Source organism: Vreelandella arcis, assembly GCF_900103865.1.
GTDB lineage: Bacteria > Pseudomonadota > Gammaproteobacteria > Pseudomonadales > Halomonadaceae > Vreelandella > Vreelandella arcis.
In genome coordinates this window covers 289,612-302,755 of record NZ_FNII01000003.1, presented here as the reverse complement: position 1 = coordinate 302,755, position 13,144 = coordinate 289,612, and the positions used below count along the sequence as shown (strand labels likewise).

Below are 13,144 nucleotides of genomic sequence, written 5' to 3'. Positions count from 1 at the left end.
GGCAATCATCATGGCTTATTCAACACTGCATATTGAAAACAGCGTCGCTTGGCTAATGCTAAACCGGCCCGAGGTGCATAACGCCTTTGACGACAGCCTGATCGCCGAATTGAACGGGCATCTTGATCAGCTACATGCCCTCGCTGACGCGGGCGATGTCCGCGTGGTGGTGCTGGGCTCGGAAGGTAAAAGCTTCTCGGCGGGTGCGGATTTAAACTGGATGAAGCGCATGGTCGATTACGACCTGAAAGGCAACCTCGCCGATTCCCGCAAACTGGCCGCGCTGATGCACGGCTTGGATACGCTGCCCTGCCCTACGCTGTGCCGCGTTCAAGGCGCTGCCTTTGGCGGCGCGGTGGGCCTAGCCGCCTGCTGCGACGTCGTGATCGCCTCGGGTAAAGCCAAATTCTGCCTCTCGGAAGTCAACATTGGCCTATCACCTGCGGTGATTAGCCCCTACGTCCAGCGTGCGCTGGGCGAACGGCAGATGCGCCGCTATGCATTAACAGCCGAAGTAATGGACGCCCAACTAGCCCTCGCCCTCGGTTTAGTCCACCAGGTAGTGGAACACGATGCGTTGGATAGCGCGGTCGACGCCATGCTGACAACGCTGCAGAAAGGTTCCCCCCAAGCCCAACGCGCCACCAAAGCGTTGCTGGCAAGCGTAGCCCAAGCGCCGGACAGCGAGGCTACCCGCGAGCACACCTGCCAAGTGATCGGCAAGCTGCGGGTAAGCCAAGAGGGCCAAGAGGGGTTAGCCAGTTTTTTTGAAAAGCGCCGCCCCGCCTGGGCCGACATCAACAACACACCCCACGCTTCGGAGCGTCGCTCATGAGTCACTCGCCTACTATTGAAAAAAACGAGAAAGCCGAAAACGCCGCTCGTACGACGCCTTTTGACACCCTGCTGGTCGCCAACCGCGGTGAAATCGCCTGTCGTGTGATGCGAACCGCCCGCCGCATGGGCTTAAAAACCGTGGCGGTTTACTCCGATGCTGATGCCACCGCCCGCCACGTGCGCGAAGCCGACGAAGCCGTGCGCTTAGGCCCCGCCGCCGCACGGGAAAGCTACCTCAATATCGATGCGGTAATTGACGCCGCCAAGCGCACCGGAACCGGCGCGATTCACCCCGGCTACGGCTTTCTTTCCGAGAATGGCAGCTTCGTTAAAGCGCTTGAGCACGCAGGCATTACCTTTGTCGGCCCACCCGCCTCGGCGATTGCCGCCATGGGCGATAAATCCGCCGCCAAGGAACGCATGTCCAATGCGGGCGTGCCATTGGTTCCCGGCTATCACGGCGACGCCCAGGATGATGCTCTGCTGCGTTCAGAGGCCGATAAGATCGGCTACCCGGTGATGCTCAAAGCAAGCGCAGGCGGCGGCGGTAAAGGTATGCGCGTGGTGGACAGTGGCGAGGATTTTCAGACGGCACTAGACGGCTGCCGCCGCGAGTCCAAAGCTGCCTTCGGTGACGATCGCATGCTGATCGAGAAATACCTGGTGCAGCCCCGCCACGTGGAAGTACAGGTGTTCTGCGACCGTCACGGCAACGGCGTTTACCTGTTTGAGCGCGACTGCAGCGTGCAGCGCCGCCATCAAAAAGTGATCGAAGAAGCGCCTGCTCCCGGCATGACGCCGGATCTGCGCCGAGCCATGGGGGACGCCGCGGTGCGCGCCGCCCAAGAGATCGGCTACGTGGGCGCGGGTACCGTCGAATTCCTTCTAGACGCGGATGGTTCCTTCTTCTTTATGGAGATGAACACTCGCCTCCAGGTCGAACACCCGGTTACCGAAATGATCACCGGCCAGGATTTGGTCGAGTGGCAGCTGCGCATAGCCATGGGCGAACCGCTGCCTTGCACACAAGATGAGTTGACGATCACCGGCCACAGCTTTGAGGCGCGCATTTACGCTGAAGACCCGGATCAGGATTTTCTACCCGCCACCGGCCTGCTCACCCGCTTTGCACTGGATTTGGAAGGCGCTGGCCTAAGCCCCGATCAAGTACGCCTGGACAGCGGCGTGGAAAGCGGCGATACGGTGTCGATGCACTACGACCCGATGCTCGCCAAGCTGATTGTTCACGGCGTAGACCGCGACGCGGCGCTGGCCACACTTAACCGCGCGTTGGCCGCCTTAGACGTACAAGGCGTGGTGACCAACCGCGCCTTTCTGATGCGCTTGGCAACCCACCCCGGCTTTAAGAACGTGGAGCTGGATACGCGTTTTATTGAACGCAATGAAGACACGCTGTTCGCTCCCCGCACCTATAGCCGGGAAGACTACGCCAGCGCCGCGCTGATTGGCCTGAACCAACTAGCGCAAGAATGCGAAAGCGACTCGCCCTGGGATCGCCACGACGGCTTCCGCTTGAATGCGCCGCATACCATTCGCATCGCGCTCTGCGACCCCGCGAACGTACAGGCCGCAGATAGCGATGAGTCAGTGGTCATCGTCGAAGGTAAACGCAGCGCTGGCGAGCCGTTATGGAACCTCACCATCGGCAACGAAACCCTCACCGCTAGCCTGCAGCCGCTCACCGGAGATGCGGTAGCGGTCACGCTGGACGGCCACCGCCGCCGGCTTCAGGCACGTCGCGATGGCCACGTGGTGGTCATGGCCGATCCTAGCGGCGAAACGCGCCTTTTCTGGCGGCGTATAGATGCCATTGATCACGGCCACCACGAAGCCGAGTCCACCCTCACTGCGCCCATGAACGGCACCGTCGTTGCCCTACTGGTGGAACCTGGCGTTGTCGTCGAGAAAGGCATACCGCTAATGGTTATGGAAGCCATGAAGATGGAACACACCATGACCGCTCCCGCCGATGGCAGCGTGGAGACGTTCCACTTCCAGGCCGGCGACACCGTCACCCAAGGCAATGTATTGCTCGACTTTGCGGCCAGCGAATAGGAGCCCCTCTTATGGCACTGCCTACGTCCGTCAAACTGTTTGAAATGGCCCCACGGGACGGCTTGCAAAACGAGCCGGGCGACCCGGTACCCACTGCCACTAAAATTGAGTTGATTGAGCGACTCGCCAACGCAGGCATTGGCCATATCGAAGCGGCCAGCTTCGTATCACCCAAGTGGGTGCCGCAAATGGGTGACGCCGCCGAGGTAATGCGGGGCCTCACGCGAGAGCCCAGCGTGGTGTATTCGGCGTTAACGCCCAACCTCAAAGGGCTGGAGAACGCCCTCGCGGTTGGCGTTGAGGAAGTAGCCGTATTCGGTGCCGCCTCGGAAGCTTTTTCGCAGAAAAACATCAACTGCTCGATTGCCGAGTCACTAGCACGCTTTGAACCGGTGCTTAAGCGCGCCCAAGAGGCCGGTGTGCGGGTACGCGGCTATGTCTCCTGCGTGCTGGGCTGCCCCTACGAAGGCGATATTGTCCCCAGCCAAGTGGCCAACGTCGCCAAAGCGCTTTATGACATGGGCTGCTACGAAATATCGCTGGGCGACACCATTGGCGTCGGCACCCCGTTGGCCGCCAAACGTATGATTGAAGCAACCCGCCAGTACGTGCCAATTGAGCACCTCGCTGCCCACTTCCACGACACCTACGGCATGGCATTGGCGAACCTTTACGCCGTGCTGGAAGAAGGCGTTAGCGTGATTGATGCCGCCACTGCCGGTCTGGGCGGCTGCCCCTATGCCAAGGGCGCGTCGGGCAATGTGGCGACAGAAGACGTGCTCTATCTATTGGCAGGACTCGGCATTGATACCGGGATCAACCTACAAGCCATCATTGATACCGGCTACTGGATTACTGGCGAACTGGGGCGTAAGCCCAGTTCCAAAGTCGCCTTGGCAAAAGGCCGCGTTAGCTCATAACAATCAACAAACCAACGCTGCTTACCCGTTCGGATAAGAAAAAGACATCGGAGAGACATATCATGGCATCACCTATCCTTCCCAGCTACACCAGCAGCACCGCCGACAAACCGCTTCTGGGCATGACCATCGGCGATAAATTTGACCAAATTGCCGCGCAGTATCCCGATAACGACGCGCTGATTGTGTTACATCAGAATATTCACTGGCGCTACCGAGAGCTTCAGGAAGAGGTGAATCGCTGTGCCCGTGCCCTGCTGGCTATCGGCGTTAAAACAGGCGATCGGGTGGGCATTTGGGCCCCCAACTGCAGCGAATGGACGCTAACCCAATTTGCCACGGCCAAAATTGGCGCCATATTGGTCAACATCAACCCGTCTTACCGCACCCACGAGCTGGAGTACGTGCTGAATCAATCCGGTGCGCGCTTTTTGGTAACGGCCAACAGCTTCAAAAATTCTGACTACACCGCCATGCTGTATGAGCTTGCACCAGAATTAAAAGCCTGCACCGAAGGAAAATTAATATCGCAAAAACTCCCTGAGCTTGAGTGCGTGATTAACTTAAGCACTGACAAGCACAGCGGCATGTGGCGCTGGGCCGACCTGATGGACCAATCCACCCAGATTAGCCAAACCGACGTGGACGACTTGCAAGCCACTTTGCAGTTCGACGACGCGATCAATATTCAGTACACCTCGGGCACCACGGGCTTTCCCAAGGGCGCCACGCTTTCCCATCACAATATCCTCAACAATGGTTTCTTCGTTGCCGAAAGCATGGGGTTTACCAGCGAAGACCGCTTGGTGATTCCGGTACCGTTGTACCACTGCTTTGGCATGGTGATGGGCAACCTGGGCTGTGTGACCCATGGCGCGGCGATGATCTACCCGGATGAAGGCTTCGACCCCGGCAACGTGCTCAAAGCGGTACACGAACAAAAAGCCACGGCGCTTTATGGCGTACCCACCATGTTTATCGCCGAGCTCGAACACCCGGATTTCGCTAACACTGATTTCTCCACGCTGCGTACCGGCATTATGGCGGGGTCTATTTGCCCTGCGGAAATCATGAAGCAGGTCATCAGCAAGATGAACATGAAAGGCGTGCAAATCGCCTACGGCATGACCGAGACAAGTCCCGTTTCGACCCAGACCGGCGCCGACGACAGCATTGAAAAGCGTGTTTCCACGGTAGGCCGTACCCAGCCGCACCTGGAAAGTAAAATTGTCGACCCCGGCAACGGCGGTATTCTGCCCCGTGGTGAAATTGGCGAGCTGTGCACCCGCGGCTACAGCGTGATGCTCAAGTACTGGAACAACGATAAAGCCACGGCTGAAGCCATCGACGAGGCGGGCTGGATGCACACCGGGGATCTGGCCACCATGGACGAAGAGGGCTACCTCCAGATCGTCGGGCGCATCAAAGATATGGTGATTCGCGGCGGGGAAAACGTTTATCCCAAAGAGATCGAAGAGTTCCTTTACGCCCACCCGGCGATCTCTGAAGTGCAGGTAACCGGCGTACCGGACAAGAAGTACGGCGAAGAGTTGATTGCCTGGGTAAAACTGACCAGCACTGCGGGCGACGACGTCACCGGGGAAGCGTTACGCGAGTACTGCAAGGGCAAGATCACCCACTTTAAAATTCCGCGCTACTTCAAATTCGTTGACGAGTTCCCGATGACCGTTACCGGCAAAATTCAGAAATTTAAAATGCGTGAAATTTCCATCCAGGAGCTAGGGCTAGACGACTAAGCGCAAAACAACGTGCTAACGCGCCGGTGGTTTGTCGGCGTGTTTAGCTCGCTAAGGAGAACAGCATGGCTTCCCACTCGCCCCTCGTGGCGCATTACCAGCAGGCGCTTCTCGATCACGAGGTTCTGGATCACATTCATGCTCATTACCCTAGCGGCCCGACACTACCCCAGCTCGCCCCATTGGATCAGTTGCATATTGGTGGCATGAAAGCATCAGCCAGGTTGCTGAGCTTGGTTACCCCTGGTGAGTCGACGCACGTCTTGGACATTGGCTCGGGGTTAGGCGGGTTGATGCGCCAGGGCGCGGCCCTTGGCTATCAGATGGTGGGACTTGATCTCACCCATCGATTTAACGCCCTTAACCAATCGCTTACCTCACTGGCGCACAGTCCGGACGCCCCAGCGCTTAGCTGGGTGACCGCTGACGCCTGTGCGATGCCCTTTAGCGATAAGACGTTCGATGCCGTGGTATTTCAGCACAGTTTGCTCAACATGCCCGATGCGGCCACGGTCATTAGCCAATGCAGACGCGTGCTGCGTTCTAATGGCCAACTGGTAATGCATGAAGTGGTCAGTGGCCCAAATGTAGAGAACCTGCGTTACCCGGTGCCGTGGGCGGCGTCGGTGGAGCATTCCCACCTACTCACCCAGCAAGCACTGGTCAACCTACTTGAAGCAAAAGGCTTTGCCATTCAACACCTTGACGACTGGAGCGACACAGCGCTTGAATGGCGGCAGCGCCAACGGCAAAAAGAACAAACCCCGCATACCGCCGTGCTTTCGCCAAAGTGGGTCTTCGGCGAGCGTTTTATGACAATGGGCCAACACCTGGTCGAAAACTTAGCTAACGGCGCAATTAAATTGGTTGAAATCAAGGCTAGTTGCTACTCTCAATAGGTCTACCTTTAATTTACGCTTCTAGCTAGGTGTAAAACGATGCCAATGAAACGCTTGGCAAGCACCACCTTACTCTGCTGCGCCGTCCCTTATGCCAGCGCCTTCGCTGACGAGACCGCCTCTGCCATGGCGTATACCTCGCCACACAGCGAGCTATTGCAACTAGATAACGGTGTTACCCTCGAAGGCAGCGACCTCACTAGTATTGACAGTTACACCAGTGGCTTTCGTCTTTCAGCGGGCTTCAGTCCTTGGCAACTGCCCCAGTTGGATATCGGCGCTGAACTGGCTTATCGCGAGAGCGAAGAAGTCCCCATATCATCCAGTATTAGCCCGTTAATTATCGACACACTCAGTTTAGGTGGTGCGGTCGTCGCCGGCCTACGCATGGGGTCATTCAGCGTATACGCCAAATCGGGGCTTACCGAATGGCGCGGTGAAAGCTATCGCCCGGCGCAGGAAATCGACGACAGCGGCACCGCGCTGACGCAGGGGTTTGGCGCCACCCTCACCATTGATCGCCTGGTCAGCCGCCTCGAGTACGAACGTATCGACGCCCCAACCCTCGACCATCTGAATACGCTCAGCGCCTCGCTACACCTGCCGTTTTGACGCTTCAATTTTGTCAAACTCAATGATTCAACAACAGGAAAGTTAACGCTATGTCGATTGAGCTTTGGCTATCGTTTGTACTGGCGTCATTTTTGGTCATCGCATCACCAGGCCCTGCCGTTGCTCTATTGGTAATGACCGGCATCAATCAAGGCCGCAGAGCCGCATTGGCGATGTTGCCCGGCTTTTTCTTGGGTGACCTGGTGGCTATGTCACTTTCATTTGCAGGCGTCGGCGCCCTGTTGATGGCGTCTGCGAAGCTATTCGCCATGGTTAAATGGCTAGGGGTTCTCTATCTGCTTTATCTAGGCATCAAGATGTGGCGTGAATCCGGCCAGCTGAACGACCTGGAATCCTCTGGGGCGAACGTCAAGCAAGGCACCGCAAAGGCATTTTGGGTGACACTCTTGAACCCCAAAAGCATTCTATTCTTCATGGCATTCATGCCGCAGTTTATTAACCAAACCCAACCTCTGGCGCCCCAACTGGCGATTCTGTTTACAACCTTTCTGGTGATGGGGGTCATCTCGGATCTTGGCTACACGCTGTTGTCGACGACCAGCCGACAGCTAATGACCGCCAGGTTTCGGCGTCTGCTACACCGCTGCGGCGCCGGCAGCTTGATTGGCGCGGGCGTGTTGATGACCGTGATGCGCCGCCCGGCGGGGTAGATCGGGTAGATCGGGTAGATTCATATCTGCCCCCTATCAGTGCCCGGCTGCAAGCTTTGCAGTCGGCCAAGTGCCATATATTGACTTTCTTCATTACGGCCCTGTTGCTAGAAGGGCTCGCACTTGTTGGTGTGCTTCCATCCAGTTAGCTGTAATTGTCGAGCGATAAGCAATTAAACGAGAAATACGCTCGAAGTCCTCTGCGAGATTTCGATTGAAGATAGGCTCATGGTGCGCAATCCGGTTACGCAGCCTCCTAATCGCCTCTAAATCTTCATAGAGATCTTGCCGCAGCTCTTGGACGCTTTTAGTCGCATCGAGTACTGGAAGAATGCGGGTTAGGTGGGCATTCCATAAACGATGATCATGCCGACGGGTAAACATTCGCTGCCAGAAAGCAAACTTAAGCTCTGGTATGACTTTGCCTGCTGTATGGGCGCCTCGACGGGCATTGAACAGATCCTGTCGAGGATTGTAGCCAACAGGTGGTGAAGGAAGGCTCTGTTCAAAACCTGAAGACCATGGCCAACGTTGCCCATATTTTTCCTCAAGGGCATCAGAAATAGCATTACGTACGACGACTTCACAGATATGGAGCGGCGCCATGAACGCGCCGGATAACTGGGCGTTCCAAACGTATAGGTTAAGTGCGGATGGATCGTCACCTTCCCGAGAGTTAGCCGCTTTTTCGTAGGTGCTCATTCGCGCTGGGGTTAGCGCCGTCCGTATGGCTTGAATCTGTTCTTTGGTTGACGTCACGCACTATCAGTCCTATATTATATATCACTAGCCCTGAGTCTCGTTGGCGAAAGCCTCCCCTCGGGGACAGATGATAGTAAGAAGAAGATGAAAGAGTGAAGAGCCTCGCCATGTGCGGGGTTTTTCATTTATATGCCTTTCTATTTCTACTAGTTTTCTAGCTTTACGTATCCTGACTTGCACTATGATGCCTCGTTTTCTATAGCTGTCTCAATACCTTAAGCCATGCAAAAACACTGCATCATCCCCTTTATTCCCCCACAACATACTGATGGGGACAACCGGGCACATTCAGCTTCACGCAATAGCGCCCGGTATAAATCAGCATGCCACCTTGGAACTGCTGGCCCGCCTGATCAACGAGTCGCGCAAGCCCTGCGGCATCCTTGGCAGAACGCTTGACCTCGACGCCCCAGAGCGCCTGACCACACTCAATGACAAGATCTACCTCAATCTGAACTTTGTCGCGGTAGTGAGAAAGCGCAGCTCGGGCTCGATCCAAGAGGCTTGGGCTATACGTTGCGTGAGCGTTGTTTTACCCACTTGTCTAGGCCCTAGCAAACACACCACCGCCGTATCCGCGAGCGATTCTACCACCCGGTCACGAATCAGCCAGGGGTAGATAAGCGGTATCCATAGTTTGCCTCTAGTAGCGTCCAATTGCGGGCTATAGCGTCATCTGATTGTGGGCTGGGAGACAGACCAAGGGCACCAGACAGGGACTACCTTGTGCATCAGCTTGGTGTTGGCCCTTCGACATCGCACTCTCTCCGTCATCCCAGGGCGGATAGGTTACAGCGTTAGGTTAAAGCGTGAGGCCGAGCAATAAATAAGCAGCCAGGGAAAGCAAGGCGACGGCTAGCGCAAAGGGAATTTGCGTTTTGATATGGTCGATATGATCAGAGGCGGCCCCGGTCGAAGCGAGCACGGAGGTATCCGACAAGGGCGAGCAGTGATCCCCGAAGACACCGCCTCCCGCCACTGCGGCCACTGTGGCATACACCAGGGGTGTAACCATATCGCCGCTGAAGTTAAAGGCGAGTGGCACGGCGAGAGGCATCATGATCGCGAAAGTGCCCCATGAAGTGCCTGTGGAAAAAGCGATAACGGCGGCAATAAGGAACGTCATGGTCGGAAGCAAAGCAGGTGTTAGCCAGCCAGCGGTGGCTTCGACGATATAGTTGGCCGTGCCCATGTCTTTGGAAAGTTGATTCAACGAGTAGGCTAACGCCAGAATGATAATGGCTGGCATTACGCCCTTCATCCCCGCCATCGAGGTTTTCATAATGTCGCTGAAGGGAATACCCTGAAGGCGCATAACGATACCGAGAAACACGGAAGCCGCCAGAAATGCCTCCATGGTCTTGGCCGAGTCCATCACGATAAAGGTGCCCACGGCAACGCCGATCACTACTAGTACCGGGGCGAAAAAATTCCACAACAGGCTGGTACGTGCTCCTTCATAAGGCGGAATTTCCGTCAGTTCCTCACCCACCAGCGGTTCTGCCCCATCGCGTAGCACTTTGCCCTCTTCCTGAGCCCGACGCTCAGCTTCACGCATCGGCCCGAAGAGCGGAATGACGCCCACGATCACCAGCCCAACGACCAGCACCGAGAGCCATGCATAGAGATTGAAAGGTATGGCATGCAGAAATACCCCCATCGCCTGGGCAGCATTTTCGATGGGGCCCATGCCGATCAACAAGCCGGAGATAAACACTGCCCAGCCAGTGATAGGCACCATGACGCTTACCGGGGCCGAGGTGGAGTCAGCGATATACGCCAGCTTTTCCCGCGAGACCCGGTATCGATCCGTCAGGCCACGCATGGTGCTGCCGACAAACAAAGGGCTGAAGTAGTCACTGAAGAAAACGAACATGCCCATTACCCAGGCAATCAACTGAACCCGCACCCGCGATAAGGCGCGGCGCTCTACCCAGGCGGTAAAGTTCTGAATCGCCCCGGTGCGTTGGAAAAACGCGATCACTGTGCCAATGAATAGCTCCAACAGCAGTATCCAGGAGAAGCTGGTGGTGCCCAGTGTTTCCTTTAACAGTGTAGGAAACCCCATCAGTCCATTGCCCAGGGTAATCACCCCAACGAAACATGCAACAGCCAGCGAGAAAACCGTATTACGGGTGACAAATGCCAGCACGATGGCCAATGCCGCCGGCATGACGGACAGCAGCCCTATATGATCTTGAGGATCCATTGTCATCTCTCTTTTTTATAGTGGTGGGTGGAAATCAGGTTTCGTTTTTTGCCTTACGACGCTCCATTTCACTGGTCAGGTAGAAACCCAACCGACGTACGGGATCGGGCGGCATCCAACTCGCTTTGCCGAATAAAGATGCAATATCCTCAACCGGCTGGCCGAGCGCGTGGCGAGCCAAAGCATCACCCAGGAAGGTACCCTTGACGATACCGCCGCCATTGCATCCCGCTGATACATATAACCCGGGCTGGATCCCGCCCCAGAGCGGAGCGCCGTTATGAGTCAACCCGGTGGTACCTCCCCAAACCTTGTCGAAGCGCACTGGGGTAAGCTCGGGGTAGCGGGCCTCAAGGCTCGCTTTCAGTTCGGCCTCGATACGGGCGTTATCGGTTTCACGCTCATAGCTGTAACGCGAGCGGATCATCAAACGTCCATCGGCGGTGGTGCGCAGCGTACAGCCTAAGCGATGTGCGGGTAGCAGCCCCCAGGTCGTCGCGGCGATGCGTTGGCGCTCAGGTTCTGGTAAAGGCTCTGTAATGGCGGCATAGGTATAAATAGCGGCTAGCCTCGAACTGTCTGCACCCAAGGCCCTAGAAAACGCGTTATTGGCCAGGATTACCTGTCCAGCCGTCACTTCGCCTTCGGGTGTAGTGACACGCCACTTCTTGCCATCAGGCACTATTTGAGTCGCTGGCGAGTGCTCATGCAGTTCGATTCCGGCTTCCAATGAATCCGCTAAACCAACAATCAATGCTGCAGGCTGGACGAGATAGCAGTCCGGTGAATAAATACCCTGTGTGTAGTAGCGCGTACCGATTCGCTCAGCGAGTTGGTTACCGTTCAAGGTCTGGTAAGACAGACCGGCAGCCTTAAGAAACGCTTCATACTGGCTCAAGGCACGTTGGCCTATCGTGCTACGGGCAGCGCGATAGGTGCCGCTACGCTCGAGTTGGCAGTCAATGCCTAGGCGTTCGACACGCTCGCGCAGTAACGCCATGGTTTGTCGGCTTAACGCGTTCAGCTTCTCCATGCGCTCGAGCTCTTCGGGGCGAGCATCGTTGGCCAGAGCAATTTCCAGCATAAAGCCGGAGTTACGCCCTGGGCTCCCTTCACCTACCTGGTCAGCTTCGAGGATTTTAATGCGGTCTTCAGGGCGCGCCTGCTGCCAGGCCGAGGCTGCCGCAAAACCGGTATAGCCAGCCCCGATGATGACGACATCTGCCTCAGATTGGCCACGTAAGGCGGGGCTCGGCTGACGCTCGGTCAGCCAAGCGTTCCAGCCGCAGGGGCGCTGATGACTCGGGTGCGTAGTGTGTGGCATAGCGAGTTAATCCAGATACAGCAGGCCATGGGCCTGATTGACCATGGCAGCCACTTCTTCCTGCATGCCTTGGAGTACGTCCAACTTATGGCTCTTCGTCATACGCGATTTGAGCATCGAACAACTCATGGCGCCCAGGGGGTGGCCGCTATGATCGAGGATAGGAATGGCCAGGCCGCTGTATTCCGGGAGCAAAGAACCTTCTACGCCACGGGCGTAACCATGTTTCAGTTGATGGGCAATTTCGGCTTCGATGTCATCAATGGCAATCGCGTATTCGTCCATCAGCTGTTCAGCGTTATGGCTGAGTATTTCGCCTCGCTCATCAGCCCCCAAGTAGGCAAGTAAGGCAATCGACGCTTGGCCGACTCCTAGCGGCAAACGTCCACCCGTTGCTCTCACGAAACTGCCCACGGGATAAGCGCCGTTCTGCACTTCCAGGCAAACGGCATTGACGCCATCGCGAGCGAATAGATAGAAGCTGTCTCCCCAGCGCTGCGCAAGCGCCAGTAACCTTGGCCGGGCCAAATCACGCAACCCAGCACCATTCCCTGCCTGGGCTCCAAGCACCAGCAGCTCATAACCCAGCAGATAGCGCCCACGAATGGGAGAAGATCGTAAGAATCCTTGTTGCTTGAGACCTTTTAAAAACCGATAGAGCGTAGGACGGCTGAAACTCAATTCATTCAGATAATCGTCTACACTCGCACCGCGGTGACCGCCACGTGCGGTAACCTGCAATATCTGCATGGCGTGAACGAGAGTGGTAGGGCCTGATGAGGTGATGTTTTCATTTACTGGCATTATGTTTATCGTTATTTGTCTATGTGAGCTAAAACATAGCAAGACAAATTCACGAGTTCATCTCACTCAATGAGACATAGCCGCTTTTTTAGCTTTTCGTTTTGCGCCTCCATGCAAACGAGATTGGCTATCATTCATATCTATTTATTAAGAGTGACCACGGCGCTTGTCGCCAGTGTTTTTGCCTTGGGCGGTCGGCTTATGCCGTCAACCGCCCCCTCACACTATCCAGCTGCGGCCACGACAACGCTTTTCGGATATTCTGCAGCGGTC

General features: G+C 56.2%; 12 protein-coding genes. 7 read left to right on the top strand and 5 right to left on the bottom strand.

The features are described 5' to 3' along the window. Positions 1 to 10 precede the first annotated feature (10 nt). From BLR97_RS05135 to BLR97_RS05105, 7 genes are all read left to right on the top strand, one after another. Positions 11 to 835 carry an enoyl-CoA hydratase/isomerase family protein gene (locus BLR97_RS05135; protein ID WP_089703170.1) on the top strand — a complete coding sequence of 275 codons (825 nt, stop codon included), beginning with the start codon at positions 11 to 13 and terminating at the stop codon, positions 833 to 835. Next, positions 832 to 2,913, top strand: coding sequence for an acetyl/propionyl/methylcrotonyl-CoA carboxylase subunit alpha (locus BLR97_RS05130; protein WP_089703169.1), 2,082 nt, complete (start codon positions 832 to 834; stop codon positions 2,911 to 2,913). The genes BLR97_RS05135 and BLR97_RS05130 overlap by 4 nt, the downstream gene beginning before the upstream one ends. A gap of 11 nt (positions 2,914 to 2,924) precedes the next feature. Beyond that, on the top strand, positions 2,925 to 3,833 hold the full coding sequence (locus BLR97_RS05125) for a hydroxymethylglutaryl-CoA lyase (protein ID WP_089703167.1): 909 nt from the start codon (positions 2,925 to 2,927) through the stop codon (positions 3,831 to 3,833). Positions 3,834 to 3,895: 62 nt separating this feature from the next. Then, positions 3,896 to 5,590: an AMP-binding protein gene (locus BLR97_RS05120; RefSeq protein ID WP_089703165.1), complete on the top strand. Its 1,695-nt coding sequence runs from the start codon at positions 3,896 to 3,898 to the stop codon at positions 5,588 to 5,590. A gap of 65 nt (positions 5,591 to 5,655) precedes the next feature. Next, positions 5,656 to 6,489, top strand: coding sequence for a class I SAM-dependent methyltransferase (locus BLR97_RS05115; protein WP_089703163.1), 834 nt, complete (start codon positions 5,656 to 5,658; stop codon positions 6,487 to 6,489). Between the two features lie 39 nt (positions 6,490 to 6,528). Next, positions 6,529 to 7,101: a hypothetical protein gene (locus tag BLR97_RS05110; protein WP_089703161.1), complete on the top strand. Its 573-nt coding sequence runs from the start codon at positions 6,529 to 6,531 to the stop codon at positions 7,099 to 7,101. Positions 7,102 to 7,151: 50 nt separating this feature from the next. Then, on the top strand, positions 7,152 to 7,772 hold the full coding sequence (locus BLR97_RS05105; RefSeq protein WP_089703160.1) for a LysE family translocator: 621 nt from the start codon (positions 7,152 to 7,154) through the stop codon (positions 7,770 to 7,772). 93 nt (positions 7,773 to 7,865) lie between these two features. Here BLR97_RS05105 and BLR97_RS05100 read toward each other — a convergent pair whose 3' ends face one another. From BLR97_RS05100 to BLR97_RS05080, 5 genes are all read right to left on the bottom strand, one after another. Beyond that, positions 7,866 to 8,531: a hypothetical protein gene (locus BLR97_RS05100; protein WP_211605050.1), complete on the bottom strand. Its 666-nt coding sequence runs from the start codon at positions 8,529 to 8,531 to the stop codon at positions 7,866 to 7,868. 250 nt (positions 8,532 to 8,781) lie between these two features. Beyond that, a complete protein-coding gene (locus tag BLR97_RS05095) occupies positions 8,782 to 9,033 on the bottom strand; it encodes a hypothetical protein (RefSeq protein ID WP_211605049.1) in 252 nt (83 codons plus the stop codon). 303 nt (positions 9,034 to 9,336) lie between these two features. Further along, on the bottom strand, positions 9,337 to 10,743 hold the full coding sequence (locus BLR97_RS05090; RefSeq protein WP_089703158.1) for a Na+/H+ antiporter NhaC family protein: 1,407 nt from the start codon (positions 10,741 to 10,743) through the stop codon (positions 9,337 to 9,339). A gap of 34 nt (positions 10,744 to 10,777) precedes the next feature. After that, positions 10,778 to 12,067 (bottom strand): NAD(P)/FAD-dependent oxidoreductase, encoded by a 1,290-nt coding sequence (locus BLR97_RS05085; RefSeq protein ID WP_089703156.1) that lies wholly within the window; start codon positions 12,065 to 12,067, stop codon positions 10,778 to 10,780. Between the two features lie 6 nt (positions 12,068 to 12,073). Further along, the gene (locus BLR97_RS05080; protein WP_244511212.1) at positions 12,074 to 12,871 is read right to left on the bottom strand and encodes an IclR family transcriptional regulator; all 798 of its coding nucleotides are present in this window, start codon (positions 12,869 to 12,871) and stop codon (positions 12,074 to 12,076) included. Between the last annotated feature and the right edge of the window lie 273 nt (positions 12,872 to 13,144).

Bases quoted from the DNA above. Each gene is read 5' to 3' on its own strand.
- BLR97_RS05135 (WP_089703170.1), top strand. From the start codon at position 11: ATGGCTTATTCAACACTGCATATTGAAAACAGCGTCGCTTGGCTAATG.
- BLR97_RS05130 (WP_089703169.1), top strand. From the start codon at position 832: ATGAGTCACTCGCCTACTATTGAAAAAAACGAGAAAGCCGAAAACGCC.
- BLR97_RS05125 (WP_089703167.1), top strand. From the start codon at position 2,925: ATGGCACTGCCTACGTCCGTCAAACTGTTTGAAATGGCCCCACGGGAC.
- BLR97_RS05120 (WP_089703165.1), top strand. From the start codon at position 3,896: ATGGCATCACCTATCCTTCCCAGCTACACCAGCAGCACCGCCGACAAA.
- BLR97_RS05115 (WP_089703163.1), top strand. From the start codon at position 5,656: ATGGCTTCCCACTCGCCCCTCGTGGCGCATTACCAGCAGGCGCTTCTC.
- BLR97_RS05110 (WP_089703161.1), top strand. From the start codon at position 6,529: ATGCCAATGAAACGCTTGGCAAGCACCACCTTACTCTGCTGCGCCGTC.
- BLR97_RS05105 (WP_089703160.1), top strand. From the start codon at position 7,152: ATGTCGATTGAGCTTTGGCTATCGTTTGTACTGGCGTCATTTTTGGTC.
- BLR97_RS05090 (WP_089703158.1), bottom strand. From the start codon at position 10,743: ATGGATCCTCAAGATCATATAGGGCTGCTGTCCGTCATGCCGGCGGCA.
- BLR97_RS05085 (WP_089703156.1), bottom strand. From the start codon at position 12,067: ATGCCACACACTACGCACCCGAGTCATCAGCGCCCCTGCGGCTGGAAC.
- BLR97_RS05080 (WP_244511212.1), bottom strand. From the start codon at position 12,871: ATGCCAGTAAATGAAAACATCACCTCATCAGGCCCTACCACTCTCGTT.